The 25,854-nt window shown below is 63.6% G+C and carries 23 protein-coding genes and 1 pseudogene; 13 read left to right on the top strand and 11 right to left on the bottom strand.

Annotated features, from left to right (window positions below; genetic code table 11):
• Nucleotides 1-4: 4 nt before the first annotated feature.
• Both FFS60_RS05010 and FFS60_RS05005 read right to left on the bottom strand, forming a co-directional pair.
• Nucleotides 5-421 (bottom strand): DNA polymerase III subunit chi, encoded by a 417-nt coding sequence (locus FFS60_RS05010; protein ID WP_137821305.1) that lies wholly within the window; start codon nt 419-421, stop codon nt 5-7.
• Complete coding sequence (locus tag FFS60_RS05005; RefSeq protein ID WP_137821304.1) at nt 418-1,905, bottom strand: leucyl aminopeptidase; 1,488 nt, start codon at nt 1,903-1,905, stop codon at nt 418-420. The genes FFS60_RS05010 and FFS60_RS05005 overlap by 4 nt, the downstream gene beginning before the upstream one ends.
• A 142-nt stretch (nt 1,906-2,047) precedes the next feature.
• On the opposite strand from FFS60_RS05005, the gene lptF reads away from it, so the two are divergent.
• Both lptF and lptG read left to right on the top strand, forming a co-directional pair.
• The gene (gene lptF, locus FFS60_RS05000; RefSeq protein ID WP_028628407.1) at nt 2,048-3,169 is read left to right on the top strand and encodes an LPS export ABC transporter permease LptF; all 1,122 of its coding nucleotides are present in this window, start codon (nt 2,048-2,050) and stop codon (nt 3,167-3,169) included.
• Nucleotides 3,162-4,223, top strand: a complete 1,062-nt coding sequence (gene lptG / locus FFS60_RS04995) for an LPS export ABC transporter permease LptG (protein ID WP_137821303.1) — start codon at nt 3,162-3,164, stop codon at nt 4,221-4,223. The genes lptF and lptG overlap by 8 nt, the downstream gene beginning before the upstream one ends.
• 60 nt (nt 4,224-4,283) lie before the next feature.
• Here lptG and FFS60_RS04990 read toward each other — a convergent pair whose 3' ends face one another.
• Nucleotides 4,284-5,042, bottom strand: coding sequence for an SDR family oxidoreductase (locus FFS60_RS04990; RefSeq protein ID WP_028628405.1), 759 nt, complete (start codon nt 5,040-5,042; stop codon nt 4,284-4,286).
• A 104-nt stretch (nt 5,043-5,146) separates the two neighbouring features.
• Here FFS60_RS04990 and FFS60_RS04985 point away from each other — a divergent pair, with 104 nt between their 5' ends.
• From FFS60_RS04985 to FFS60_RS04945, 9 genes are all read left to right on the top strand, one after another.
• Entirely contained in the window at nt 5,147-5,878 is a 732-nt protein-coding gene (locus FFS60_RS04985; RefSeq protein ID WP_137821302.1) for a HugZ family protein, read from the top strand.
• Between the two features lie 66 nt (nt 5,879-5,944).
• A complete protein-coding gene (locus FFS60_RS04980; protein WP_137821301.1) occupies nt 5,945-6,397 on the top strand; it encodes an FxsA family protein in 453 nt (150 codons plus the stop codon).
• Between the two features lie 195 nt (nt 6,398-6,592).
• Nucleotides 6,593-6,886 carry a co-chaperone GroES gene (locus FFS60_RS04975; protein ID WP_028628402.1) on the top strand — a complete coding sequence of 98 codons (294 nt, stop codon included), beginning with the start codon at nt 6,593-6,595 and terminating at the stop codon, nt 6,884-6,886.
• A 48-nt stretch (nt 6,887-6,934) separates the two neighbouring features.
• On the top strand, nt 6,935-8,575 hold the full coding sequence (groL, locus tag FFS60_RS04970) for a chaperonin GroEL (protein WP_028628401.1): 1,641 nt from the start codon (nt 6,935-6,937) through the stop codon (nt 8,573-8,575).
• 193 nt (nt 8,576-8,768) lie between these two features.
• On the top strand, nt 8,769-9,452 hold the full coding sequence (locus tag FFS60_RS04965; protein WP_028628726.1) for a response regulator transcription factor: 684 nt from the start codon (nt 8,769-8,771) through the stop codon (nt 9,450-9,452).
• Nucleotides 9,442-10,731: a HAMP domain-containing sensor histidine kinase gene (locus tag FFS60_RS04960; RefSeq protein ID WP_028628725.1), complete on the top strand. Its 1,290-nt coding sequence runs from the start codon at nt 9,442-9,444 to the stop codon at nt 10,729-10,731. The genes FFS60_RS04965 and FFS60_RS04960 overlap by 11 nt, the downstream gene beginning before the upstream one ends.
• A gap of 80 nt (nt 10,732-10,811) precedes the next feature.
• On the top strand, nt 10,812-11,507 hold the full coding sequence (locus tag FFS60_RS04955) for a class I SAM-dependent methyltransferase (protein ID WP_028628724.1): 696 nt from the start codon (nt 10,812-10,814) through the stop codon (nt 11,505-11,507).
• Complete coding sequence (locus FFS60_RS04950; RefSeq protein WP_137821300.1) at nt 11,497-12,198, top strand: lipopolysaccharide kinase InaA family protein; 702 nt, start codon at nt 11,497-11,499, stop codon at nt 12,196-12,198. The genes FFS60_RS04955 and FFS60_RS04950 overlap by 11 nt, the downstream gene beginning before the upstream one ends.
• Nucleotides 12,195-12,419 carry a hypothetical protein gene (locus tag FFS60_RS04945; protein ID WP_028628722.1) on the top strand — a complete coding sequence of 75 codons (225 nt, stop codon included), beginning with the start codon at nt 12,195-12,197 and terminating at the stop codon, nt 12,417-12,419. The genes FFS60_RS04950 and FFS60_RS04945 overlap by 4 nt, the downstream gene beginning before the upstream one ends.
• Nucleotides 12,420-12,476: 57 nt before the next feature.
• Here the strand turns inward: FFS60_RS04945 and FFS60_RS04940 are convergent, their stop codons facing one another.
• The 8 genes and pseudogenes from FFS60_RS04940 to FFS60_RS04910 form a co-directional block, all read right to left on the bottom strand.
• Nucleotides 12,477-15,530 carry a multidrug efflux RND transporter permease subunit gene (locus FFS60_RS04940; protein WP_137821299.1) on the bottom strand — a complete coding sequence of 1,018 codons (3,054 nt, stop codon included), beginning with the start codon at nt 15,528-15,530 and terminating at the stop codon, nt 12,477-12,479.
• Nucleotides 15,531-15,556: 26 nt separating this feature from the next.
• The gene (locus tag FFS60_RS04935) at nt 15,557-16,708 is read right to left on the bottom strand and encodes an efflux RND transporter periplasmic adaptor subunit (protein ID WP_028628720.1); all 1,152 of its coding nucleotides are present in this window, start codon (nt 16,706-16,708) and stop codon (nt 15,557-15,559) included.
• A 244-nt stretch (nt 16,709-16,952) separates the two neighbouring features.
• Entirely contained in the window at nt 16,953-17,657 is a 705-nt protein-coding gene (locus tag FFS60_RS29390) for a methyl-accepting chemotaxis protein (protein WP_371926370.1), read from the bottom strand.
• Nucleotides 17,658-17,885: 228 nt separating this feature from the next.
• Nucleotides 17,886-17,996: pseudogene (locus FFS60_RS29385) on the bottom strand (hypothetical protein); the annotation flags it as partial.
• 870 nt (nt 17,997-18,866) lie between these two features.
• Entirely contained in the window at nt 18,867-19,961 is a 1,095-nt protein-coding gene (locus tag FFS60_RS04925) for a DUF1513 domain-containing protein (protein WP_137821297.1), read from the bottom strand.
• Between the two features lies 1 nt (nt 19,962).
• Nucleotides 19,963-21,027: an imelysin family protein gene (locus FFS60_RS04920; protein ID WP_137821296.1), complete on the bottom strand. Its 1,065-nt coding sequence runs from the start codon at nt 21,025-21,027 to the stop codon at nt 19,963-19,965.
• Between the two features lie 10 nt (nt 21,028-21,037).
• A complete protein-coding gene (locus tag FFS60_RS04915) occupies nt 21,038-22,465 on the bottom strand; it encodes a di-heme oxidoredictase family protein (RefSeq protein WP_137821295.1) in 1,428 nt (475 codons plus the stop codon).
• 294 nt (nt 22,466-22,759) lie between these two features.
• Nucleotides 22,760-24,094, bottom strand: coding sequence for an imelysin family protein (locus FFS60_RS04910; RefSeq protein WP_028628715.1), 1,335 nt, complete (start codon nt 24,092-24,094; stop codon nt 22,760-22,762).
• Between the two features lie 201 nt (nt 24,095-24,295).
• Here FFS60_RS04910 and FFS60_RS04905 point away from each other — a divergent pair, with 201 nt between their 5' ends.
• Together FFS60_RS04905 and FFS60_RS04900 are read left to right on the top strand one after the other, a co-directional pair.
• Nucleotides 24,296-24,868: a LemA family protein gene (locus FFS60_RS04905; RefSeq protein WP_028628714.1), complete on the top strand. Its 573-nt coding sequence runs from the start codon at nt 24,296-24,298 to the stop codon at nt 24,866-24,868.
• 1 nt (nt 24,869) lies between these two features.
• Nucleotides 24,870-25,775, top strand: a complete 906-nt coding sequence (locus FFS60_RS04900; RefSeq protein ID WP_051246646.1) for a GIDE domain-containing protein — start codon at nt 24,870-24,872, stop codon at nt 25,773-25,775.
• The last annotated feature ends 79 nt before the right edge of the window (nt 25,776-25,854 follow it).

Genomic DNA, 25,854 nt, shown 5'->3' with positions numbered 1-25,854 from the left:
ACGGCTAGAGTTCGACTCGTTTCGGATCATAGCCCCGCTGCCGGTAGGTGCGGAAATTCTCCCGGCAGGCGGCAAGCAGGTCGGGTTCCTGATTGACGATCTCGATGACCCGACTGAAACGTTCGACGTGGGGGGAAATGGTCGCGGCGAGGTTGATCAGCAGGCCTTGCTGGACGGATGGTTCCTCGTCCAGGGCCAGGACTACCGGAGCGTTGGCATCGTCGTCGATGAGGCTATGGGGAATGAAGCTTTCGGCGCGAAAGCGCCAGAGCAGCGCGTCCAGTTCATCACGCTGGGCGGCGTCGGTGCAGCGCAGCAGGACCGGCAACCCGTGGCGCCAGCCCTTGGCGGCCAACTGGCAGGCCGCACGCAGGCGGTCTGCCGGATTGGCTGAAGAGAGCACGTAGAACTCTACTCTCACTTGATGCGGTCCAGCAGGTACTGGGTGAGCAGGGGCACGGGGCGGCCAGTGGCGCCTTTATCCTTGCCGCCGCTGACCCAAGCGGTACCCGCGATATCCAGGTGCGCCCAGTGGTACTTCTTGGCAAAGCGCGACAGGAAGCAGCCGGCGGTGATGGTGCCGGCCTTCGGGCCGCCGATGTTGGCGATGTCGGCGAAGGGGCTGTCCAGCTGCTCCTGGTACTCGTCGAACAGCGGCAGTTGCCAGGCGCGGTCGTCGGCGTACTCGCCGGCCTTGAGGATCTGCTTGATCAGCCCGTCGTTGTTCCCCATCAGGCCCGAGGTGTTGCTGCCCAGGGCGACGATGCAGGCGCCGGTGAGGGTGGCGATGTCGATCACCGCTTGCGGATTGAAGCGCTCGGCGTAGGTCAGCGTGTCACACAGCACCAGACGGCCTTCGGCATCCGTGTTGAGGATCTCGACGGTCTGGCCGCTCATGGTGGTGACGATGTCGCCCGGACGGGTGGCGCCGCCGCTGGGCATGTTCTCGGCGCAGGCCAGTAGGCCCACCAGGTTGATCGGCAGTTGCAGTTCCAGCACGGCGCGGAAGGTGCCGAGCACACTGGCCGCGCCGCACATGTCGTACTTCATCTCGTCCATGCCGGCGGCCGGCTTGATGCTGATGCCGCCGGTGTCGAAAGTGATGCCCTTGCCCACCAGGGCGAAGGGTTTGTCTTCCTTCTTGCCGCCCTGGTAGTTGAGCACGATCATCCGCGGCGGTTGCTCGCTGCCCTGGGCCACGGCGAGGAAGGCACCGGCGCCCAGCTCCTTGAGCTTTTTCTCGTCCAGCACATCGACCTTGAGGTTCTTGTGGGCCTTGGCCAGGGCTTTGGCTTCTTCGGCGATGTAGCTGGGGTGGCACAGGTTCGGTGGCAGGTTGCCGAGATCACGGGTGAAGGCCATGCCGTTGGCGATTGCCTGGGCGTGCAGGCTGCCGCGCTCGACCTCGGCCTGTTCGGCCTTTTCCACCAGCAGGATGATTTTTTTCAGGGCCTTGGGGTCTGCTTTCTGGCTCTTGAAACGGTCGAAGACGTAGCCGCCATCGGCGAGGGTTTCCACCATCAGGCGGGCCTTGCCATAGGCGTCGCGACCTTTCACGGCCAGCTCACCCAGGGCCAGGGTGGCGTCGCTGCCGCCCAGGCCCTTCAGCACGCCGTTCGCTGCTGCGATCATTTTGCGGAACTGGCGGTCAGAGAGCTCGCGCTCCTTGCCGCAGCCGACCAGCAGCACGCGCTCGGCCTTGAGGTTGGGGAGGCTGTGCAGGAGCAGGGTCTGGCCGACCTTGCCGGCCAGGTCGCCGCGCTTGAGGAGGGTGGTGATGGCGCCGTCGGCAGCTGCGTCGATGGCTTTGGCTGCGTCGCCCAGCTTGCGCCCTTCACCGACTGCGACGACCAGGGTGGCGGTTTTCAGAGTTTCCAGACGGGCGCTTTTGACGAGGAATTCCATGACATGTGTCCCCAAGACAAAGAGCCGGTATTAACGGATAATGCCGGCTATTTTTTCAGTGGCCCGTCTTTGCGGCGGGCTGGCCATAAAGCGGCTAGTTTGAGCGTAGCCGCCTGAGCCTGACAACCCTGGAGTGTCTGGTTTGATTGTCTTCCGTTATCTCTCCCGCGAGGTGCTGGTCACCCTGAGTGCGGTCAGTGCCGTGCTGCTGGTGATCATCATGAGCGGCCGCTTCATCAAGTACCTGGCGCAGGCCGCGCAAGGGGCCCTGGACCCCGGCGTACTGTTCCTGATCATGGGTTTCCGGATTCCCGGCTTTCTTCAACTGATCCTGCCCCTGGGATTGTTCCTTGGCTTCCTGCTGGCCTATGGCCGGCTCTATCTTGAAAGCGAAATGACTGTGCTCAGCGCCACCGGCATGAGCCAACAACGGTTGATGGTCTACAGCCTGGCGCCGGCACTGCTGGTGGCCCTGATCGTGGCCTGGCTGAGCCTGGGCCTGGCGCCTCAGGGCGTCGGCCAGGTGGCGCGAATTCTCAACGAGCAGGATGCCCTGACCGAACTCGACACCCTGGTTCCCGGGCGCTTCCAGGCGCTCAAGGGGGGGGGGCGGGTGACCTATACCGAGACCCTGTCCTCCGATCGCGGCGAGTTGGGTGGTGTGTTCATTTCCGAGAAGCGGATTTCGCGCCAGGACGGCAAGGACCGCGGTATCGGCGTGCTGGTGGCGGAGAAGGGCCACCAGGAGATCCAGCCTGATGGCAGTCGTTACCTGATCCTCAATAACGGCTACCGCTATGACGGCAACCCGGGCAAGGCGGATTACCGGATCATCCAGTACGAAACCTACGGTGTGTTGCTGCCCAAACCGGAAATCAGCTCCGAGATTGGCGAGCGTGAAGCGGTGCCTACGTCCGAGCTGATCGGTAGCACTGATCCTCGCTTCCAGGCGGAGCTGCAGTGGCGCCTATCGATTCCGCTGCTGGTATTCGTGGTCACGCTGTTGGCGGTTCCCTTGTCCAAGGTCAATCCGCGCCAGGGGCGCTTCCTCAAGTTGCTTCCGGCGATCCTGCTGTACATGGCGTACCTGGCCCTGCTGATTGCTGCGCGCGGCCAGCTGGACAAGGGGCGCATTCCCATGGCCATCGGTCTTTGGTGGGTGCATGGACTGTTCATCGCGGTCGGCCTGCTGTTGTTGTACTGGGAGCCACTGCGACTGAAGTGGGCGGCTCGTCGTGATGCCCGAGAGGTGGCCCATGGTTAGGTTGGATCGTTACATCGGCACCAGTGTGTTCTTCGGCATCCTCGCGGTGCTGGGGATCATCGTCAGCCTCGCGGCCCTGTTCGCCTTCATCGATGAGCTGGGTGACATTGGCGGTGACTACGATGTGTTCGCTGCCGCCTGGTACGTCTTCCTCACCCTGCCGCGCCGGATCTACGACATGCTGCCGATGGCGGCGCTGATCGGCAGCCTGATTGGCCTGGGTTCCCTGGCCAGTAGCAGCGAGCTGACGGTGATGCGTGCCGCGGGTGTCTCAATCGGCCGAATCGTCTGGGCGGTGATGAAGCCCATGCTGGTACTGATGGTGGTGGGCGTATTGATTGGCGAGTACGCAGCCCCCTGGAGCGAGAACCTGGCCCAGGCCAATCGGTCCCTGGCGCAGGGCGGTGGTGACGCGCAGAGCTCCAAACGCGGCCTCTGGCACCGTCAGGGAGAAGAATTCGTCCACATCAACGCCGTGCAGCCCAATGGAGTGCTCTATGGCGTGACTCGCTACCGCTTTGATGGTGAGCGCCACATGCAGTCCGCCAGCTTTGCCAAGCGCGCACTGTTCCAGGGCGACCACTGGCAGCTGGAAGATGTGTCCACTACCCATTTTCGTGGCGATCACACTGAGGTGGTCAATAACGTCACTGAACGCTGGGATGTGGAGCTCAAGCCGGAGCTGCTCGGCACTGTGGTGATGGAGCCTGAGGCACTGTCGATTTCCGGCCTGTGGCGCTACACCCACTATCTGGCGGAGCAGGGGCTTAACAATGGTCGTTACTGGTTGGCGTTCTGGACCAAGGTGCTGCAACCCCTGGTCACCGCTGCACTGGTATTGATGGCGATTTCCTTCATTTTCGGCCCGTTGCGCTCCGTCACTCTCGGCCAGCGAGTGTTTACCGGCGTGGTGATTGGCTTCGTGGTTCGAATCAGCCAGGACCTGCTCGGGCCGTCGAGCCTGGTGTTTGGCTTCTCGCCGCTGTTCGCTGTGCTGGTGCCGGCAGGTATCTGCGCGCTGGCAGGCTTCTGGCTTCTACGGCGCGCGGGCTGACAAACCGCCGAAGCAAACAAAAAAGCCCCGCATCGCGGGGCTTTCTGTTGGAGCGAGGGCTTACAGGCGCAGACCGCCGTCCAGTTCCAGGACACGACCGGTGTAGTAGTCGTTTTCCAGGATATAGGCCACCGAATGGGCGATTTCCATCGGCTTGCCCAGGCGGCGGAGCGGAATGCCGGAGGTCATCTTCTCCAGGGCTTCCGGCTTCATGCTGGCCACCATGTCGGTCTCGATGAAGCCCGGTGCCACGCCAGCCACGCGGATGCCGTAGCGGGCCAGTTCCTTCGCCCAGACCACGGTGTCGGCGGCGACGCCGGCCTTGGCCGCGGAGTAGTTGGCCTGGCCCATGTTGCCGGCGCGGGAAATGGACGAGATATTGATGATCGCGCCTTCGTTATTCAGCTCGATCATCTTGGCGGCGACTTCGCGGGTGCAGAGGAAGACACCGGTCAGGTTGACGTCGATGACCGACTGCCACTGGGCCAGGCTCATCTTGGTCATTTCGCCGTCCTTGACCTTGATGGTCAGGCCGTCGCGCAGGATGCCGGCGTTATTCACCAGGCCGTTGATAGCGCCGAAGTCCTCGGCCACCTGGGCGACCATGTGGGTCACCTGCTCTTCGTTGGCCACGTTGCAGATATAGGCACGGGCATCACCACCGGCGGCCTTGCAGGCCGCCACGGCGTCATCCAGTTTTTCCTGGTTCAGGTCCACCAGGGCGAGCTTTGCGCCCTTGGCCGCCAGGTACTCACCCATGGCGCGGCCGAGGCCCTGGCAACCACCGGTAATGATGATGACCTTGTCTTTGAGTTGCATGAGAATCCCCTCGAATAACTGTCGCTTTGCCCCCGCTGGCGCCGTTAAACCGCTATTCTGGGCGCTCGTCCGTTTTCGACGGATTCTCTGCGAGGAGTCATAAGGTGAGCGTGAAAGCCGCAAAGCATGCACGAGAATTGCTGCTCAAGGAATACCGTGGGGTACTGTCCACCCATTCCAAGGCCATGCCGGGCTTCCCTTTCGGATCAGTGGTGCCGTACTGCCTGGACGCCGAAGGCCGGCCGCTGATCCTGATCAGCCGTATCGCCCAGCACACCCATAACCTGCAGAAGGACACCAAGTGTTCGCTGCTGGTGGGCGAGCGCGGCGCCGACGATGTTCAGGCCGCGGGGCGTCTGACCCTGCTGGCCGAAGCGCGGCAGATTACCGATGCGGCCGAGACCGAGGCTGCTGCCACCCGCTACTACCGTTACTTCCCCCAGGCAGTGGACTACCACCGCACCCACGATTTCGACTTCTGGCGCCTGGAGCCGGTGCGCGCCCGCTTCATTGGTGGCTTCGGTGCCATCCACTGGGTGGACCATCTGGTGCTGGCCAACGCCTTCGCCGGGGCGGCTGAAATCGGCATGCTGGAGCATATGAACAGCGACCACGCCAATGCCATCACCCACTACGTGGAACTGGCCGGACTGCCGAAAGAGCCAGCAGCGGAGATGGTCGGGATCGATACGGAAGGATTCCACCTACGCATTGGTCAGACGCTTCACTGGCTGCCCTTCCCAACATCCTGTAACAACCCAGGTGCGGTCCGGCAGGCCTTGGTACAGCTGGCTCGCGCTGAAATCTGGCCGACCAGCGGAGAGGCGGTGGCTTGAATTGGGTGGGCGGCGGCTTCATCTAGCGGATTATCGGAAGCTGTTCTTCCGCCAAGGAAACTCGTGATGCGCGCTTTTCTCTTTCTGTTCCTGCTCTTTCCGCTGATCGAGCTGGCTGTATTGATCCAGGTCGGTAGCGTGATCGGCGTCCTGCCCACCCTGCTGCTGGTGGTCGGTACCGCCGTGCTCGGTAGCGTGTTGCTGCGGGTGGCCGGCGTTGCCACTGCCTGGCGCGCCCGTGAACGTCTGGCCCGTGGCGAAGTGCCCGAGCAGGAAATGCTTGAGGGCCTGTTGATTGCCGTCGGCGGTGGCCTGCTGCTGTTGCCAGGCTTCATCAGCGACATCTTCGGCCTGCTCTGCCTGATTCCCTTCACGCGTCGCCTGTTCATCCGCAACCTGCGCCAGCGCGCCGCCGCCCAAGCCATGCGCCAGCGTGCCTTCGCCGATGACCTGGCCGCGCGCAGCGGCCAGGTGCGCCCCAACGTGATCGAAGGCGAGTACGAGCGTCGCGACCAATAAAGTGCATTTTTTTTGCGCGTCGCCCTTGAAATGCCTCCCGGCGCCCCTATGTATCCGTCACCGCAAGGTTCCTGCTGATCAGCAGGTCTGAATTCAGCCGCGCGCCTGTCGCGCTGCACCCGGCCCCGCCGGACATTACCAACCCGCCGGTGTTCGCACCGGTCGAAGTAACAACACTATTGGGAGAGATCGACAATGAAGCTTCGTCCTCTGCATGACCGCGTCGTCATCCGTCGCAGCGAAGAAGAGACCAAAACCGCTGGCGGCATCGTGCTGCCGGGCTCGGCTGCCGAAAAGCCGAACCGTGGCGAAGTCGTCGCTGTCGGCACCGGTCGCCTGCTGGACAACGGCGAAGTGCGTCCGCTGGCCGTCAAGGTCGGTGATCAGGTTGTGTTTGGCCCTTATTCGGGCAGCAACACCATCAAGGTTGATGGCGAAGAACTGCTGGTGATGGGCGAGAGCGAAATCCTCGCCGTCGTCGAAGCCTGAGTCTCGCGAATCTCCGCCTACACACCAAAGAATTGAGGATCAATCAACATGGCTGCTAAAGAAGTCAAATTCGGCGATTCCGCCCGCAAGAAAATGCTGGTCGGCGTAAACGTTCTGGCCGATGCCGTTAAAGCGACCCTCGGCCCGAAAGGTCGTAACGTTGTTCTGGACAAATCCTTCGGCGCTCCGACCATCACCAAGGATGGCGTTTCCGTTGCCAAGGAAATCGAACTGAAAGACAAGTTCGAAAACATGGGCGCCCAACTGGTGAAAGACGTGGCCTCCAAGGCCAACGACGCTGCCGGTGACGGCACCACCACCGCTACCGTTCTGGCTCAGGCCATCGTCAACGAAGGCCTGAAGGCCGTCGCTGCCGGCATGAACCCGATGGACCTGAAGCGCGGCATCGACAAGGCCACCATCGCCATCGTTGCCCAGCTGAAAGAGCTGGCCAAGCCCTGCGCCGACACCAAGGCCATCGCCCAGGTAGGCACCATCTCCGCCAACTCCGACGACTCCATCGGCAACATCATTGCCGAAGCCATGGAGAAAGTGGGCAAGGAAGGCGTGATCACCGTTGAAGAAGGCTCGGGCCTGGAAAACGAACTGTCCGTTGTTGAAGGCATGCAGTTCGACCGCGGCTACCTGTCCCCCTACTTCATCAACAAGCCGGACACCATGGTCGCCGAGCTGGAAGGCCCGCTGATCCTGCTGGTGGACAAGAAGATCTCCAACATCCGCGAAATGCTGCCGGTCCTGGAAGCAGTCGCCAAAGCTGGCCGCCCGCTGCTGATCGTCGCTGAAGACGTTGAAGGCGAAGCCCTGGCTACCCTGGTTGTGAACAACATGCGTGGCATCGTCAAAGTCGCAGCCGTCAAGGCTCCGGGCTTCGGCGACCGCCGCAAGGCCATGCTGCAGGACATCGCCATCCTGACCGGCGGCACCGTGATTTCCGAAGAAGTTGGCCTGTCCCTGGAAAGCGCTTCCCTGGAGCACCTGGGTAACGCCAAGCGCGTTGTGCTGAGCAAGGAAAACACCACCATCATCGACGGCGCTGGCGCCCAGGCTGACATCGAAGCCCGCGTTGCCCAGATCCGCAAGCAAGTCGAGGAAACCACCTCCGACTACGACAAGGAGAAACTGCAAGAGCGTCTGGCCAAGCTGGCGGGCGGTGTTGCCGTGATCAAGGTCGGTGCGGCTACCGAAGTCGAGATGAAAGAGAAGAAGGCTCGCGTTGAAGACGCTCTGCACGCTACCCGTGCTGCCGTCGAAGAAGGCGTGGTTCCTGGCGGCGGCGTTGCCCTCGTGCGCGCCCTGCAGGCCATCGAAGGTCTGAAAGGCGACAACGAAGACCAGAACGTCGGTATCGCCCTGCTGCGTCGCGCTGTTGAAGCTCCGCTGCGCCAGATCGTCGCCAACTCCGGTGACGAGCCGAGCGTGGTGGTTGACAAGGTCAAGCAAGGTTCCGGCAACTACGGCTTCAACGCCGCTACCGGCGTGTACGGCGACATGATCGAGATGGGCATCCTGGACCCGGCCAAGGTCACCCGTTCCGCTCTGCAAGCTGCTGCCTCCATCGGCGGCCTGATGGTCACCACCGAGGCCATGGTTGCCGAAGTGGCTGACGACAAGGGCGCCCCGGCCATGCCGGACATGGGCGGCATGGGCGGCATGGGCGGCATGATGTAAGCCACCCGGCCATCCGGTCTGAAGAAGCCCCGCCTAGTGCGGGGCTTTTTCTTGCGCCTGGAGTTGGGCGGACCACCAGGCCATGGGTATGATCCTCCGATACCGCGTCGCCTGAATATCCTGCAGGGCTTCTGCTCAACGGTGCTCGGGCCGGCAACTGGCCTTCCGCGGATTGATGAATGGAGTTGAGCCGATGCGCATCCTGCTGGTCGAAGACAACAACGACATCCTGGCCAACATGGTCGATTTCCTCGAGCTCAAGGGGTACAGCGTCGACTGCGCGCGAGACGGCCTTTCCGGCTTGCACCTGGCCAGCAGCGAACACTATGACCTGGTCGTGCTGGACATCATGTTGCCGGGGCTGGATGGCTACAGCCTGTGCCGCCGACTGCGCGAAGAAGCGCGGCGCGACACGCCTGTGATCATGCTCACCGCACGGGATTCCCTGGACGATCGCCTTCAGGGTTTCAAGGCCGGCGCGGATGACTACCTGCTCAAACCCTTCGCTCTTTCCGAACTGGCTGCCCGTATGGAGGCTGTGCTGCGTCGCTCCCAGGGGGGTGGCAAGCGTGCCCTGCAAGTTGCCGATCTCAGCTACGACCTGGACACCCTGGAGGTCAGTCGTGCGGGCAAGCCGCTGAAGCTCCACCCCATCGGCCTCAAACTACTCGCCGTGTTGATGCAGAAAAGCCCGCATCTGGTGCGCCGCGAAGTCCTGGAAGAAGCCCTCTGGGGCGATGACTGCCCCGACAGCGACAGCCTGCGCAGTCATATCCATCAGTTGCGCCAGGTGATCGACAAGCCTTTCGGCAAGCCGTTGCTGCATACCCTGCACGGGCTCGGCTATCGCCTGGCGGAGTCCGCTGATGGAGTTTAAGCACAGCCTGGCCCGGCGGATCCTCATCGCCTTCGTACTGATGACCAGCCTGGTGGGGGGCACCTTCGCCGTGGGCATCATCGAAGTCGTGCATCTGATTGAAGAGCAGTTGATCTCCCGCGATCTGAACAATGAGCTCAACCGGGTGCTCACCGAAAGCCATGCTGCGGGACGGCCACCAAGCCTGGGCAGTGATACCCGTTTCTACAGCAGCGAGGGCCCCGCGCCGACTGCGGTGCCTGAGAATCTGTCCAGCCTGACGCCGGGCTTCCACGAAGTGTTCGAGGGGCGAAGTTCCTATCATGCGCTGGTCCGCGAGATCGATGGCCATCGCTACGTGATGCTACAGGACCAGAGCGATTTCGAGGCTCGCGAACAGGTGCTCTACCGGGTGGTGATGGTCGGTTTCGTCCTCAGCGTGCTGCTGGCCCTGGTGCTGGGCTGGATACTTGCGCGCAAGGTGATCGAGCCGGTGGTTCGACTGGCCGGCCAGGTTCGCCATCGTGACCAGTTGCTCGGAATGGCGCCGCCGCTGGCTCCGGACTACGCCGCCGACGAGGTTGGACAACTGGCGCAGGCCTTCGATGACACACTGGGCCGCCTGCATGAAGTACTGAATCGCGAGCGACTGTTCACCAGCGACGTCAGCCATGAACTGCGTACGCCGCTCATGGTGCTGGCCACCTCCTGTGAACTGCTGGCGGACAATTCCCACCTCGACCCACGTGGTCGTGTCCAGGTGCAACGCATCGCTCGCGCCACCGAAGAAATGCGCGACCTGGTGCAAACCTTCCTGATGCTTGCCCGCTCACAGCGCGACGAAACCAACCTGGCCCCCCAGGCGAGCTTGCGCAGCGTGGCCGACGACCTGGCGGGTCAATGGCGCGAGCACATCGAGAACAAGGGCCTCAGCTTCGAGTACCGGCCCGGTCCGCCCCAGGAGCAGCGCTACAATGCCTCCTTCCTGCGCTCGGTACTGGGCAACCTCCTGCGCAACGCCTTGCACTACACCGACAGCGGAAGCATCCGACTGGTGCTCGAAGAGAGCGGTTTCGTAGTGGAGGATAGCGGCGTGGGCATCCCGGAGGAGGACCGTGAAGCCATGTTCCGACCCTTCATTCGCGGCCCGGCGCGGCGTGGCGACGGCCTAGGGCTCGGACTTTCGCTGGTCCAGCGGATTTGCGAGAACCAGGGCTGGGCAGTCAGGTTGAGCGCAATGGAACCCACCGGTTGCCGTTTCCAGGTGGATCTCAAGGCGAGCGATCTGCCCGCCAATTGACGTTTTTTTCACCTGCGTTTGACCCGCCCTTGACGTCAGCGTGATTAGGTTAGGGACCATCTTCCCGCCGGAGGTGGTCCATGACCCGCCCGATCAATCTCGAGTTCTCCGATAAGTACGACCGCGAGCATGCCGAAGCCTACTTCCGCAAGCATCAGTCCGGCCTCTCGCGTCGCCTCTCCAACTGGCGCGACCAGCAACTGGCGCGGCGTGCCTTGGCCTTGGCTGACGAGCCAGGCCTGGTGCTTGACCTGCCCTGCGGTGCCGGACGCTTCTGGTCGTTGCTAGCGGAGAAGCCCAACCGGGTCATCATCGGCGCCGACAATTCGGAAGAGATGTTGCGGGTGGCCAACGAGTTCCAGCCACCGGAACTGGTCAAACGGGTGCGCATGATGCAGACCTCGGCCTTTGCCATCGATCTGCCGGCGAACGCCGTCGACAGCGTCTTCTGCATGCGTCTGCTGCACCACATCGGCGATTCAGCTGATCGCTTGGCGCTGTTGCGCGAATGCCACCGGGTGACCCGCGACAGCCTGATCCTGTCCCTCTGGGTCGATGGCAACTACAAGGCCTGGAAGCGCCGCCGCCTGGAAAGCCGCCGCCAGTCCCGGCGCGCGGAAACGGGTTACCAGAACCGCTTCGTATTGCCTGTGGCCACGGCTGAGGCGGAGTTCCGCGAAGCCGGATTCGAGATCCAGGAGCATCTGGACTTCCTGCCGTTCTATGCGATGTGGCGGGTCTACGTGCTGCGCAAGGCGACGGTCCATGCCCTCTGACTGGGCCAGCATTGCGAATCCTACCGAGGACGAGCGCTTTCTACGCTTCTGGGTCATGCGTGGTGATTGGGTGGAAGCTCCCAACCTCCGCCGTGGTGGTGAGAGCGGTGTGCAGAGATTGCATCTGGCCGATGGCACGCAGCTGTACCTCAAGCGACAGGTCGGACATCTCTACCGCAGTCTTCGCCACCCCTTTGGCCGACCGACTGTGCTGCGCGAGCGGGACGCGCTGCTCGCCATCGAACGCTTGGGTGTGCGAGTTCCGCGGTTGGTCTATGGCGCGGTTCGTTACCAGGCCGACAGTGGCTGGCAAGGGCTGCTGGTGACCGAGGCTCTGGACGGTTTCATCGAATTCGAGCGCTGGTACGCGGCAACGAAAGGAGAGGGGGAAAGACACCTCGTACTGCAACAATTGGCAGCTACCCTCTGCCGCCTGCATCAAGGCCGGTGGCAGCACGGTTGCCTCTATGCCAAGCACGTCTTCGTGCGCCCGATGGGGGAGGGTGGACTGCCCGAAGTGGCTCTGCTGGACCTGGAAAAAGCCCGGCGCCGGCTGTCGAGCAAACGGGCAGCGCTGCGCGACCTGTGGCAGTTTAAGCGCCATTCGTCACTGGATGAGGCGGATTGGCAGATACTGATCTACGGTTATGAAGCAGCGTTTGGCAGCGCTATCAAGGGGTTGCGAACATGAAGTTAGAAGTCACGCGAGCTTTGTTCCTCGTCGGCGCCTTGGGGGTGGCCTCCCTGGCGGTGGCTGCCTGGCATGAACCTACACCCTCAGTGGTTAGCGTCAACGGGCTGGGTTACTGCCCATTGCCGCCTAACGCGCGCCTGAAAGCGCAGGTGCAACCCGACGAGAATCTACTGCTGTTCATGGTCGGCCTGTCGCAGGGACTGCGTAGTCAGGAGTGAGGCAGGATTCATGAAAAACCCCGCGAAAGCGGGGTTTTTTGTTCATCGCCTCATGGCTCAGTGGCTGGTCGACGGCTGGCCTTCCGGCTGCAGTTCTTTCTTCGCCAGCAGTGTGTAGACGCAAGGCAGGACGAAGAGCGTGAACAGCGTACCGATGGACATGCCGGTGGCGATGACCAGGCCGATGTCGAAGCGGCTGACCGCACCGGCGCCGGTGGCGAGGATCAGCGGCACCATGCCGAACACCATGGCGGCTGTGGTCATCAGTACCGGGCGCAGGCGGATGGCGGCGGCTTCTTCCACCGCTTCACGGGCCGTCAGGCCTTTCTCGCGGCGCAACTGATTGGCGAACTCCACGATCAGGATGCCGTGCTTGCTGATCAGGCCGATCAGGGTCACCAGGCCCACCTGGGTGTAGATGTTCATGCTGGACACGCCGAGGAACAGCGGGATCAGCGCACCGCAGATGGACAGCGGCACCGTCACCAGGATGACCAGCGGGTCGCGGAAGCTTTCGAACTGCGCGGCCAGCACCAGGAAGATGATCGCCAGGGCCAGCGCGAAGGTGACGTAGAGTGCGCTGCCTTCCTGCACGTACTGGCGCGAGGCGCCGGCGTAGTCGAAGCCGTAGCCACGCGGTGCTTCTTCGCGGGCGATCTGCGTCACGGTGTCGATGGCTTCACCCATGCTCACCAGCGGGAAACCTTCGATGACTGCCGAGTTGAGCTGCTGGAACTGCTTCAGACGGGTCGGCCGGGCGCTGTCATGCACACTGATCAAGGTCGACAGGGGCACCATCGTGCCGCTTTCGCTCTTCACGTAGTAGTTGCTCAGCCAGCCCGGGTTGTCCCGATAGGCACGTTCCACCTGGGCGATCACCTTGTAGCTGCGGCCGTCGATGGTGAAGCGATTGATCTCGCCTTCCCCCAGCAGGATGGCCAGGGTCGAGCCCAGGTCTTCCATGGACACGCCCATCTGCGCTGCTTTCGCGCGGTCGATGTCCACCACCACTTCCGGTTTGTCGAACGCCAGGTCGACGTTGAGGAAGGCGAACTTGCCTGACTCCATGGCGCGCGCCTTGATGCGTTCGGTCACCTGCAGCAGCGACTCGTAGTCGTTGGGGGTGTTGATCACGAACTGGAACGGCAGGCCTTCGCCGGTGCCTGGTAGCGATGGCAGGTTGAAACCGAAGATCTGCAGGCCGGGGATCTGGTTGAGCTTGGCCTGCACCTCGTGGAGCAGCTCCATCTGGGTGCGCTCGCGGTCATCCCAGGGTTTCAGCAGGAACCCGCCTATGCCCGACTGCACACCATCGAAGCCGTTGATCTGGAACGACGAGTAGTACTCGGGGAACGCCTTGAAAATCTCGACGAACTTGCCGGTGTAAGCATTCAGGTAGTCCAGGTTGGTCGGTTGCGGCGCCTTGGCCATGATGAAGACGATGCCCTGGTCTTCGTCGGGAGCCAGCTCGCTCTTGGTGAACTTCAGCAGCACCGGGATCAGGCACAGCACGATTACCGCGAACACCACCACCACCGGGCGGGTGTTCAGGGTGCCGTGCAGGGCGCTCTGATAACGCCGCTTGAGGCGGTCGAAGATCATGTCCAGCTTGTGCGCCAGGCCTGACGGATTCTCATCGTGGCGCAGCAGCTTGGAGCACATCATCGGCGACAGGGTCAGGGCGACGATGCCGGAGATGATCACCGCACCCGCCAGGGTCAGGGCGAACTCTCGGAACAGCGCGCCGGTCAGGCCTTCGAGGAAGCCGATGGGCGCATACACCGCCGCCAGGGTGATGGTCATGGACACCACCGGCACGGCGATCTCGCGGGCACCCTCGATGGCGGCATCGAACGGCGTCTTGCCCTCCTCGATATGCCGGTGGATGTTCTCCACCACCACGATGGCGTCGTCCACCACCAGGCCGATGGCGAGCACCATGGCGAGCAGCGTCAGCAGGTTGATGGAGTAGCCCATCAACTGCATGAAAAAGAGCACGCCGATCATCGACAGCGGGATGGTGATCACCGGGATCAGCACCGAGCGGAACGCACCGAGGAACAGGAAGACGACCACGATCACGATCAGTACCGCTTCGCCCAGGGTCTTCACCACTTCGTCGATCGAGGCCTGGATGAAACGGGTGGCGTCGTAGGCGATGGACACCTTGAGGTTCGGCGGCAGCTGGGACTCGAGCTCCGGCATGATGGCGCGCACGTGCTTGATCACGTCCAGCGGGTTGGCGCTGGGAGTGCCCTTGATGCCGATGTAGACCGAAGGAATACCGTCGAACGAGCTGATGGAGTCGTAGTTCTCCGCGCCCATCTCTACCCGTGCGATGTCGCGTACCAGCACGCGGCTGTCACCCACCGTTTTCACCGGGATGGCGCCGAAGGCTTCCGGTGACTTGAGGTCGGTGGTGGCGTTGATGCTGGTCACCACGTACTGGCCCTTCACTTCGCCTGCGGCGGAGAGGAAGTTGTACTTGCGCACGGCGTCGCTGACGTCGTTGGCAGTGATGCCGTAGGCCGCCATGCGGACCGGGTCCAGCCACAGGCGCATGGCGAAGACCTGGTTGCCGAGGATTTCCGCCTCGGCCATGCCGGGCAGGGTGGCCAGCTTGGGCTGGATCACCCGCGACAGGTAGTCGGTGATCTGTGGGTTGGACAGCTGATCGCTATAGAAGCTGATGTACATCAGCGCCGTCGAGTCGGCCGCTTCCTTGGACAGCACCGGGTCTTCGGCGTCCTGGGGCAGCTGGTTCTTCACTTCATTGGCCTTGGCCAGCAGTTCGGTGAAGAGACGGTCGGAGTTGGCGCCGATGCGGGCGTAGATCTGGATGACCGACATGTTCTGCTGGCTCGACGACGTCATGTAGTCGATGCCTTCGGCACTGGCCAGGCTCTGCTGCAGCGGCTGGGTGATGTAGCCCTGGATGGTCTCGGCGTTGGCGCCCGGGTAGGCGGTGGTCACCGTGATCAGGGCGTTCTCCATCTGTGGGTACTGGCGGATCACCAGCTTGCTGAAGGCCTGGAAGCCCAGCAGCACGATCAGCAGGCTGACCACGGTCGCCAGTACCGGGCGACGGATGAAAGGATCTGTGAAAGCCATGTTCCGTTCCTTCGCGCGCGTGAGGGTCACTGGGCGCGGGCTTGATTTTCCGGTTTGGTGGCCAGGGTCTGGTCAGGGACGATGGCGACGTGTGAACCGTTGTCCAGCTTGAGCTGGCCGGAGGTCACCACCTGTTCGCCGGCCTCGAGGCCCTTGAGCACCACGACCTTGCCATCACGACGCTCGCCGGTCTCGACGAAGCGACGCTCCACCACCAATTGAGGCTGGCCGTCCTGGCCTTTTTCGGGCTGGCCTTCGGCGGTCTTCTTCTCGCCGATCACGTACACCGAGTTGCCGTAGAGGGTGTAGGTGATGGCGCTTTCCGACACCACCACGCGCTCCTGGTCGCCTGGCAGCAGTACTTCCAGGTTGGCGAACATGCCCGGCAGCAGCTTGCCGTCGGGGTTCTGCAACATGGCGCGAACCTGCAGGTTACGGGTGGTTTCCTCCACCTTGGGATTCAGAGCGGCGATGTCGCCTTCGAAGGATTCGCCCGGGAAGGCGGCGACGCTGATGCGCACCTTCTGGCCGACCTTCAGCAGCGGTGCGGACTGTTCCGGCAGGAAGAAGTCGACGAAGAGGGTGTTGAGGTCCTGCAGGGTCGCGATGGTGGTGCCGGAGGAGAGGAAGTCGCCCACGTCCACCTGGCGGATGCCGATGGTGCCGGAGAAGGGCGCGATGATGCGTTTCTTGTCCAGCAGGGCCTTGAGCTGGGCGACCTTGCCGGTGGCCGCCTGGAGTTCCGAGGAAAGGCGGTCGAACTCGCTCTTGGAGATGTTCTGCCGGCTGACCAGGCTGCGGCCGCGTGCGAACTCGACGCGTGCCAGGGACAACTCGGCCTCGGCGGTGGCCAGGCTGGCGCGCTCCACGTCGCTGTCCATCTGGATCAGCGGTTGGCCCAGCTTGACCTTCTCGCCTGAGAGGAAGAGCACGTCCTGGACGGTGCCGCTGGCTTCAACAGTCAGATCGACGCCCTGGAAGGCCTTCAATGAGCCGATGGCGGGCAGGCGGCTTTGCCAGGGCTGTTCGACGGCGTTCTCGGCCGAGACGCTGATGGGGGGCTGAGGCGCAGAGAACTGCTGGACCTGCTGGTAGATCGAGAAGCCTTTGTAGGCGGCGAGGGCGAGGACCACGAGGGCAACTACGCCCAGCATGATGAGCATGCGGCGGAGCAACATATTCCGGTTCCTTGGCAGGGAAAAAAGTGGCCTGGGAATAGGCGAGGCAAGCACCTTAGTACCAGACTTAGACCAAGTCAAAGACAAGAAATTGCAGAAGATTGCTTTCGGGGGAATAGTCGATTTCGGGCGGAGATGATCGACGGAGATCGCGAAGTTTTACGACATTTCCTCTTGCGGAAACCTGGTTGTTTCTGATCGGTGGGCCAAGTCCGGGGCGGCACCTCCCTGTGCCGTCTGTCGGTCAGGCGCGCAGGCGCGCGGTGAGCTGGTTGAGGTCGCCGGAAAGACCGTGCAGGTGCTGGCTGGCGCCTTGGGTGCGCTGCACGTTTTCCTGGTTTGTGGTGGCGATGGCGGTGATCTCGGTGAGGTTGCGCGAGATGTCCTCGGCCACCGAGGTCTGCTCCTCCGCGGCGGTGGCGATCTGCCGGTTCATGTCACGGATGGCCTCCACTGCGTCAGTGATGCGTTGCAGCATCGCGCCGGCTTCGGTGACCTGGGCGACGCTCTCCTCGCTGCGGTTCTGGCCGTTCTCGATGGCGCGCACGGCGTTGAGGGCGCCGGTCTGCACCGTATCGATGATCTGGTGGATCTCCGCAGTGGATTCGGCCGTGCGCTGGGCCAGGGTGCGTACTTCATCCGCAACCACCGCGAATCCCCGGCCCTGGTCGCCGGCGCGGGCGGCCTCGATGGCGGCGTTGAGGGCTAGCAGGTTGGTTTGTTCGGCAATGCCGCGAATCACTTCCAGCACCTTGCCGATGCGGCCACTGTCGCTTTCCAGGCGGCGGATCACGTCGGCGGTGTTGGCGATTTCGCCGCGCATGCCGGTGATGCTGTGGATGGTCGCCTGCATTACCGAGCCCCCCTGCTGCGCCGAATGGTCGGCCTGGTCCGCGGCGCCGGCCGCTTCGGCGGCATGGCGTGCCACTTCCTGGGCGGTGGCGGACATCTCGTGCATGGCCGTGGCGACCTGGTCGGTGCGCGAGAACTGCTCACGGGTGCCCTCGGCCATCAGGCTGGCGATGGCATTGAGCTCGCCGCTGGCGTTGTCCAGTTGCGTAGTGCTCTGCTTGAGGCGATTGAACGTGTCGGCGAGGAAGTCGCGCAGGGTGTTGGCGGCGACAGCCAGGCGCCCGAGTTCATCCTGGCGGCTGGCATCCACGCGCTGGCCGAAGTTGCCCTGGCTGAGTTGGGCGATGTGTTCGATCAGCGAGCTGATGGGGGCGATCAGGTTGCGGTTGATCAGCCAGAGGCTGAACAGTCCGATGCCCAGGCTCGACAGCAGCATCACCACGATGCCCAGGTTCACAGTGCTGTCGGCGCTGGCGCTGATGGCTTCGGATTGCTGGGTGCCGCGGGCATGCAATTCGGCCACCAGTGCGCTCATCTGTTCGCTGGCGGCGCGGTCGATCCCCTTGACCGCGTTGTCCCCGGCTATCGGGTCGGCGCCAGCGGCGATGAAGGCATCCCGGCCCTTGCGGTAGGCGATACCGAGGTTGCGGTGCTCATTGCGCAGGCTCTCCACCTTGGCCTTCAAGGCGCTGTCTTCGAGGCCTTGGGCCTTGTCCAGCAGCTTGCCCAGCAGGGTCTGGACCTTGGCTTCCTGACCTTCGAACTGGCTCCAGTACTTGTTCAGGCTCTCCTGCTCCTTGCCGCGCAGGAGCACGTTCTTCCACTCCTGGACCTGCACCTTGAACTCGAGGTTGGCCTCATCCACCAGGCTTGAAGCCTCCAGCGTGCCGTCCACCAGTCCGCGATAGGACTGGATGCCGCCGGAGAGGAAGTGGATACACGACAGGGCGATCAGCAGGAGCAGCAGCAGGCTGCCGCCGAGCAGGGTGAGGATCTGGCCACGCAAGGAGCGTTGCAGAGACATGGTGTTGCGCCTCTCGGAGAAGGAAGGGGGATGTCGGCTCTCTACCAGACGAATGTTGCAGGACGTCGAGCGCAGCGTTGGCGCGGACGAGCCTGTGTCTGGCGAGCACTCTATAGGTCGGCACCGGGAGGCGCCGCTGAAGGCCCCGAGTCGGGAATTTGTGGGGTACGAAAGTGCCAGGAAACCAGGAGTGGCGGGGGTTTCACGCGGGCCGCATGAAGGCGGGGGACTCCGTAGGGGCGATCCTCGGTAAGCCCGGCGCAGAGATCCTGCACCGGGCCATCAGGCCAGGTGCAGATGGTTGTCCCAAAAGCTCGCTGGCAGTTGCAGCGGCGTGGCGATGAACTGATCGCCCCGGCAGTCGTACAGGCGGCAGCGTCCCTGGCCGGAGGTGACGACGAAGCCGTCCTTCACCGCACCGACACCGGCGCAGTCCGGCAGCGGTGCGTCCAGGCGAACGGCGCCGCTGTCCAGGTCCCAGATGAAGAAGCGGTTGCCACGCGGTGCGGTCAGGGCCACCAGGCGCAGCTCGTCATGGATGGCGACGCTGGCGGTGTACTGGACCATTGCCAGGCGCTGTTCGTCCTCCAGCGGGAAGGGCTGGAAGGGCTGGCCGGGGCGCTTGATGGCGAGCAGGTCGGCGCGGTCGGTGGCATCGCCCATGTACTGCTGGCCGGCGACGATGGTGCCGTCGGCGCCGATGGCCAGGTGACGGATGCTGTTCATCTGCTGCGGCAGGGTTTCCTTCGACAGCAGGCTGCCGTCGCGGCGCATCAGCACCAGGCTCGGTTCCATGGCGTCGAGGTTCATCTCTACCCGGCTTTCGGCCTCGGTGCGGATGCCGCCATTGGCGACCACCAGGGTTTCGCCATCGGGCATCCAGGAAACCTGGTGCGGGCCCAGGCCGTGGGTGGACAGCTCGCCTTCATGGATCAGCCTGCCGCCCTGATAGCGGTAGCGGCCAAGCATGCCGCGACCGGGGTCGGTGGTGTCGTTCTCGGTGGTGTAGAGCCATTCGCCGTCACGGTGCCAGACACCGTGGCCGTAGAAATGGCGGTCCTCGCGCGCGATCAGCGTCTGCAGCAGGCGGCCGTCGCGCAGGTCCACCAGGTAGCTCTCGGTGCCCGGACGGCGGGCGACGAAGATCGCCACGGGCTCGCTGGGGTGCTCGACGATGTCGTGGCAGCGCTGGGCGACGCGGGTGGCGAACACCTGGGAGCCGTCGAGGCGGTAGCCCACGGCGTAGTGATGACCATCGGCGTCGTCGCGGGCGGAGAGCAGCAGGGGCGATTGCCCTTTGCGGCTCAGGGTCCAGCCGCCCAGACCGACGGCACCAAACAGCAGGCTGGCGAGAGTGAGGACCTGGCGGCGGAGCATGTCAGTCACCGTCGTTGGCGTTGAAACCGAGCTGCACGCCCAGGGCCTTGGCCAGTTCACCGGAGTGCAGGCGTTGCACGCGGTCCAGGCTGTCGTAGAAGTCGTTGACCTGCTTCATGCCTTCTTCGCTGGCGAGCAGCACGCCCAGCGGTTGCTTGAGCGCATCGAGCTTGCCACGGGCTTCGACGTAACCGGCGTCGATCTTCTCGGCCAAGGCCTTCTGGTCGTCGCCCAGCAGGCTGCGAATGCCGTGCTTGTCGGTGCCCAGCCAGAGCGTTTCGGCGCTGGCCAGGGCGGCGGCGACGTTGGAGAGGGAGCTCTCGCTGCGCCATGCCTCGGCCTGCATCGGCTGGGGCAGGCCCTTGGTCTGGCGGCCCAACGGGGTGCCGAGCTTCTTCTTCAGGGTGTCGAGGGCGGTGACCTGGACCCGCAGCAGCTCGGAGATGGCTTCATGGGAGTCGGCGTAGCGCTGGTTGGGGAATTTGCTCAGTTGGTCGAGCATGCCGTCCTTGCTGTTCCAGCGCGCCAGGATGTCCTCGGCCAGGCTTTGCTGGCGCTCGCCGATGGCTTCCAGAAGCGGGCAGTAACGTGCCTTCTGGGCGCTGTCGGCCATGTCCAGGTTGCTGTCGAAGAGGATGTATTCATAGGCAGACAGGCCCTGGACCACCACGCTGGCCTTGGCCAGGGCTGCAGCATTGACCTGCGGCTGGGCCTTGACCAATTGCTCCACCTGGCGACCGACCAGGTTCTTCTTGTCCGGCCAGAATTGCACCTGCCAGGCGCGGTTGCCTTCGGCCAGCGGGCCGACCATCAGCGGCTGCAACTCGGCCCAGGCTTTCTGCGCGTTGAGGAAATCGGCACGGGCCTTGGCCAGGTCTTCCTTGCCGGAGCAGAAGGCCAGGGCGCTGGCGGCGAGCTGGCGGTCCGCTTCGACCCAGCGGCTGTAGGTTGGCAGGATCACGTCCTTGGCCAGGGCCGCGGCGGTCTGCGCCTGCGGGTCCTGCGGGGCGCAGGCACCCAGGGCCAGGGCCGCGAGGCTGGTGAACAGCAGTTTGGGACGGAACATGCGGGGCTCCTTATAGGGAATTCAGGAAGGCCAGCAGCGCGGCGCGCTGCTCGGCGTCGTATTTCAGGACCTTCTGCTTCGCCGCTTCGGCTTCACCGCCGTGCCAGAGGATGGCTTCCAGCAGGTTGCGCGCGCGGCCGTCGTGCAGGAACTGGGTGTGTCCGCTCACCGTTTCGGTCAGGCCGATGCCCCAGAGCGGTGGGGTGCGCCAATCGCGACCGCCGGCTTGGAACTCGGCGCGGCCATCGGCCAGGGCTTCGCCCATGTCGTGGAGCAGGAGGTCGCTGTAGGGGCGGATCACCTGGTTGGCCAACTCGGGTTCGACAGCATCGGTCGCCGTGGTGAAACTGGGGGTATGGCATGCCTGGCAGCCTGCCTGGTGGAACAGGCCCTTGCCGTCCAGCACCTGCGCTGCGTCCACCTGGCGCCGGGCCGGAACGGCCAGGTTGCGAGTGTAGAAGAGTACGAGGGACAGGATGTTGTCGCTGACTTCCGGCTCGCCGCCATTCACCGCTGACTTGCAAGCGGTCTGCGTCGCGGTGCAATCGTCCTGGGGCAAGGAGGTGGTGGTCAGGCCCATGTCGCCAGAGAAGGCATGAGCATTCTGTTGATTCAGATTGGGCTGTCCGGCCTTCCAGCCGAAGCGGCCGAGTACCGATTTGCCGGCGACGTCGTCCCACACCTGGTTGGCGCGGCCACGGATGCCGTCGCCGTCGCGATCTTCCGGGTCGGCATTGGCCAGGATCGCGGACTCGGGAATCGCCTCCAGCAGGCCCAGGCCGATCATCGGAGGGGCGATGCGAGCGGAGAACAGCGTGTCCGGGTGCATCGGGCCGTAGCCCAGACGGGATATTTCCAGACGCGGTTTGCGCAACTCGACGCGGGTGCCGTCGGAAAAGGTCACCGGTACCGGCTCGTAGCTGACTCGCACCTTGCCCTCAGGCTCGACGCCGGGAATCGACACGTCCTGAAGTTGGCCGCCGTATACCGGCTCCGGCACCACGCCCAGTCGTTCGAGCTGCCGCGCATGTTCGGCCGAGGCACCAGACGGGATCGACAGCCGTACCAGCATCGAGACTGCGTTGTTCGCGCCGGGTGCCGGCGGGTGACCGCGGCCGTCCTTCACATGGCAGTTCTGGCATGCATTGGTATTGAACAGCGGCCCCAGGCCATCGCGCGCCGTGGTGGTGGCGGGCGCAATCACCCAGGGGTTGCGGAAGAAACTGTTGCCGACACTGAAGTCCAGACGACGCATCGGCGTGAGGTTCGCCGACGGCATGGAAAAGGCGTTGTGGTCGAACTGACGGACCGTCGCGGCGCCGCCGGAAAGGTGTTCGCCGGGCTCGGCCTGGGTGAATCGCGGCGCGTCGTCACAGGCACTGAGGCTGAATGCCAGCAGCAGGGGCAACAGGCGGCGAAAGGCCGGTGGAGCAAGCATTGGCGGGGTTCCGGTCGGCGAGAAACAGGCCGGCAAGCTTATCAGGACTGGGCCCTCTGAATAAGAGGGATTTGCGTTTGCCTTACATTCTGGAACGGCTTGTGATGCTCATTCTGTAGGGGCGATTTCAATCGCCAAGCAGGACAAAGTCCTGCCGCGAAGGGCCGTACGGGGGCGGCTGCGCCGCCCTTGGCGAATGAGTTCGCCCCTACAAGGAAAGGGTCTTCAACTGCAGGCACAAAAAAAGCGGATGCGGCACTGGGCCGCATCCGCTTCTGCTTACCGCTGGGTCGATCAGAACTGGTGATCGGCGTTGTCCGGCTTCAGGTCAGTGATGCCGAGCTTGGAGGCGGCTTCTTCGATGGCGCCGGTCTGCTTGACCAGGGAAGCGATGGCATCGCGCACCAGTTGCTGGCCGGCGGTGTTGTCGGCGGCGATCAGCTGGTCGAAGTGCACGCCCTTGTTGGCGCTGTCCACCAGGGCTTGCAGCTTGCCTTCGGTGGCTTCCAGGTCTGCTTTCAGGGTGGTGTCGGTCTGGGCGTCGATCTTGGCGACCAGGGACGACAGGCTCGGACCGGTCAGGGTGGTGCCGTCGACCTTCTTGTACTCGCCCAGGTAGACGTTGCGGATGCCCTTGCCGTTGTAGAAGTGCGAGTTGTGGGTGTTGTCGCTGAAGCAGTCGTGCTCGTCTTCGGTGGAGTTGGCTTCCAGGGCGACCTTCATGCGCTCGCCCGCCAGCTCGCCGAGGGACAGGCTGCCCATGCCGAAGAGCATCTTGCGCAGGCCGGAGTCAGCCGGTTCGGCTTCCAGCTTGGCGCGGTAGTTGTCGGCAACGCCGGCTTTCCACTGGCCGACCATGTATTCCAGGTCGCTGACCAGCAGGTCGGTGGCGGCTTTCAGGTAAGCGCGACGGCGCTCGCTGTGGCCGCCAGTGGAACCTTCGCTGACCACGTAGTCGGTGGCGGGACGGTTGCCGGCGCCCGGGCCGCTGCCGTTCAGGTCCTGGCCCCAGAGGAGGAATTCGATGGCGTGGTAGCCGGTAGCGACGTTGGCTTCGGAGCCGCCCAGTTCGTTCAGACTGGCCAGCTTCTCGCCGGTGATTTCAGTGACGTCGATCTTGTCTTCGCCGACCTGGATGGTCGTGTTGGCGACGATGTTGGCGGTGGCGCCGGGGTTGCCCAGGGCGTGCTGGTAATCGCCGGCAACGTAGTCGATCAGGCCTTCGTCCAGCGGCCAGGCATTCAGTTGACCTTCCCAGTCGTCCACCACTGCGTTGCCGAAGCGGAACACTTCGGTCTGCATGTAGGGAACCCGGGCGGCCAGCCAGGCTTCGCGGGCGGCTTTCAGGGTGTCGGCGTCGGGCTTGGCGAGGAAGGCGTCAACGGCTTTCTGCAGGTTCACGCCGGTAGCGTGGGCGTCGGTGAACACGGCCAGGGCGAGGTCGGCATAGTGGGCAACGACCTTCTTGGCCTCGGCCTCGTCGACCTTGGCGGTGGCAGCCGGGGCCGCGGTGGTGGCGGCCGGAGCAGCGGCTTGCGGTGCTGCCGCTTCTTTCTTGTCGTCACCGCAACCGGCGAGGGAGATGGCGACGGCGAGCAGGCTGGCGGTGGCCAGGGGCATACGAATCATGTGCGAGGTCCTTTGCTTCTGGGTGATGGCAATGTGTAGTTGCGCAAATGAAAACCGACACATAATGCGAAAGATTTTCATTTTTGGAAAGGCTGTTATCGGGCGTTTTGCAACAGCTGTGTCCAAGGTCTCCGCGTCGTGGGCCAAACACCCTTAGAATCGCCATAACCCTGATGACCCGCAGCTGAAGGAGAAGCCTGCATGAGTCTGACCAGCGTTGCCCTGATCGTGGTCCTGTTACTTGTCGTCGCTTATGCGGTGATCCTCTACAACGCGCTGGTGCGCCTCAAACATGGGGTGGGCAAGGCCTGGTCGAATATCGAGGTACTGCTCAAGCAGCGCCATGACGAGTTGCCCAAGCTGGTGGAAACCTGCAAGCAGTACATGCAGCACGAGCGCACCACCCTCGAGCGGGTGATCTCGGCTCGTAATGCGGTAGCCAGTGCCCGCGAGAAAGGCGATATCGGTGCCCTCGGCCAGGCCGAGAGCGGCCTGCGTGCCGGCCTTGGACAGCTTTTTGCCCTGGCGGAGAACTACCCGCAGCTCAAGGCCAACGAAAGCTTTCAGTTCCTCCAGCAGCGCATCAGCGGCCTGGAGAATGGCATCGCCGACCGCCGCGAGCTGTACAACGAGGCGGTAAACCTGAACAACGTGCGCATCGAGCAGTTCCCGGACGTGATCATTGCCGGCCTGTTTGGCTTCAAGGCTGCCGAGCTGCTGGAGTTCAGCGAAGCCGAGAAGGCCGACGTCGACCTCAAGAGCCTGTTTGGCTGATATGGCTGTGGATATCGCCGGGCTGACCATCAGCCTGGGGTTCAGCCTCGGTGCCTTTGCCGGTGGCGGCTGGTGGTGCCTGCGCCGCCTGGCCCAGGCGCGGCTGCTGCTGGATACCCCGACTTCGAAGATCCGCTCTGCCGCCCAAGGCTATGTGGAGTTGTATGGCCTGCTCCATTCCTGCGGCGAGGGCCAGTTGGCCGCGCCGCTGACGGGCAAGCCGTGCCTCTGGTGGCGCTATCGCATCGAGGAATACAGCGAGAGCGGCAAGAACAAGAGCTGGCGGGTGGTGGACAGTGGCGTCAGCGATGCCTGGCTGCGCCTGGTCGACTCCACGGGCGAATGCCTGATCGATCCGCGCGGTGCCGAAGTTCGCCCGTCGACCCGCGAGGTCTGGAAAGGCCATCAGCGTCATCCTCGTGGTGCCCTGGTTTCTGGCGGCCTGACTGGCTGGCTGTCCGGCGGCGAGTACCGTTACACCGAGGAACGCCTGCATGCCGACGAGCCGCTGTATGCCATTGGCGATTTTCGTACCAGCGGTGGTGGGCGCCAGGGGCTGGACCTGAACTCGGCCCAGGGGGCGGTGATTCGCGAGTGGAAGGGCGATTTCGCCGGCTTGCTGCAACGTTTCGACAGCAATGGCGATGGCCAGTTGGACGAAGCGGAGTGGTCGCGTGTGCGCCTGGCCGCCAGCCTCGAAGCCGAAGACCGCCATCGCCACACCAGCGCGGCGCCTGCCGTGAACCAGATGCGCCGTCCGCCGGAGTCACAGCCCTTCCTGCTGTCCAGTCACGGCGAGGATGTGCTCGCGCGGCAGTTCCGTTGGCAGGCACTGCTTGGCGCAGTGCTCTGCGTCGGCGGTGCGGTGGCGACCGTGTATCTGCTCAGGGTGACGGGGCTTTTGTAGGGTGGGCTTCAGCCCACCGATCAGGCTCAGGTTGACCAGATGATATGAGGAGCGGTGAGGAGCGATGGGTTTCGCTGCG

Source organism: Pseudomonas sp. D(2018), assembly GCF_005502555.1.
GTDB classification, from domain to species: domain Bacteria; phylum Pseudomonadota; class Gammaproteobacteria; order Pseudomonadales; family Pseudomonadaceae; genus Metapseudomonas; species Metapseudomonas resinovorans.
This window is presented reverse-complemented; position numbering and strand designations above follow the sequence as displayed.

Coding starts and splice junctions, on each gene's coding strand:
- FFS60_RS04910 (WP_028628715.1), bottom strand. CDS start 24,094: ATGATTCGTATGCCCCTGGCCACCGCCAGCCTGCTCGCCGTCGCCATC.
- FFS60_RS04905 (WP_028628714.1), top strand. CDS start 24,296: ATGAGTCTGACCAGCGTTGCCCTGATCGTGGTCCTGTTACTTGTCGTC.
- FFS60_RS04990 (WP_028628405.1), bottom strand. CDS start 5,042: ATGCAACTCAAAGACAAGGTCATCATCATTACCGGTGGTTGCCAGGGC.
- FFS60_RS04955 (WP_028628724.1), top strand. CDS start 10,812: ATGACCCGCCCGATCAATCTCGAGTTCTCCGATAAGTACGACCGCGAG.
- FFS60_RS04950 (WP_137821300.1), top strand. CDS start 11,497: ATGCCCTCTGACTGGGCCAGCATTGCGAATCCTACCGAGGACGAGCGC.
- groL (WP_028628401.1), top strand. CDS start 6,935: ATGGCTGCTAAAGAAGTCAAATTCGGCGATTCCGCCCGCAAGAAAATG.
- FFS60_RS05005 (WP_137821304.1), bottom strand. CDS start 1,905: ATGGAATTCCTCGTCAAAAGCGCCCGTCTGGAAACTCTGAAAACCGCC.
- FFS60_RS04935 (WP_028628720.1), bottom strand. CDS start 16,708: ATGTTGCTCCGCCGCATGCTCATCATGCTGGGCGTAGTTGCCCTCGTG.
- FFS60_RS04975 (WP_028628402.1), top strand. CDS start 6,593: ATGAAGCTTCGTCCTCTGCATGACCGCGTCGTCATCCGTCGCAGCGAA.
- lptG (WP_137821303.1), top strand. CDS start 3,162: ATGGTTAGGTTGGATCGTTACATCGGCACCAGTGTGTTCTTCGGCATC.
- FFS60_RS04960 (WP_028628725.1), top strand. CDS start 9,442: ATGGAGTTTAAGCACAGCCTGGCCCGGCGGATCCTCATCGCCTTCGTA.
- FFS60_RS04980 (WP_137821301.1), top strand. CDS start 5,945: ATGCGCGCTTTTCTCTTTCTGTTCCTGCTCTTTCCGCTGATCGAGCTG.
- FFS60_RS04940 (WP_137821299.1), bottom strand. CDS start 15,530: ATGGCTTTCACAGATCCTTTCATCCGTCGCCCGGTACTGGCGACCGTG.
- FFS60_RS04920 (WP_137821296.1), bottom strand. CDS start 21,027: ATGTTCCGTCCCAAACTGCTGTTCACCAGCCTCGCGGCCCTGGCCCTG.
- FFS60_RS29390 (WP_371926370.1), bottom strand. CDS start 17,657: ATGTCCGCCACCGCCCAGGAAGTGGCACGCCATGCCGCCGAAGCGGCC.
- FFS60_RS04915 (WP_137821295.1), bottom strand. CDS start 22,465: ATGCTTGCTCCACCGGCCTTTCGCCGCCTGTTGCCCCTGCTGCTGGCA.
- FFS60_RS04945 (WP_028628722.1), top strand. CDS start 12,195: ATGAAGTTAGAAGTCACGCGAGCTTTGTTCCTCGTCGGCGCCTTGGGG.
- FFS60_RS04900 (WP_051246646.1), top strand. CDS start 24,870: ATGGCTGTGGATATCGCCGGGCTGACCATCAGCCTGGGGTTCAGCCTC.
- FFS60_RS04925 (WP_137821297.1), bottom strand. CDS start 19,961: ATGCTCCGCCGCCAGGTCCTCACTCTCGCCAGCCTGCTGTTTGGTGCC.
- FFS60_RS04965 (WP_028628726.1), top strand. CDS start 8,769: ATGCGCATCCTGCTGGTCGAAGACAACAACGACATCCTGGCCAACATG.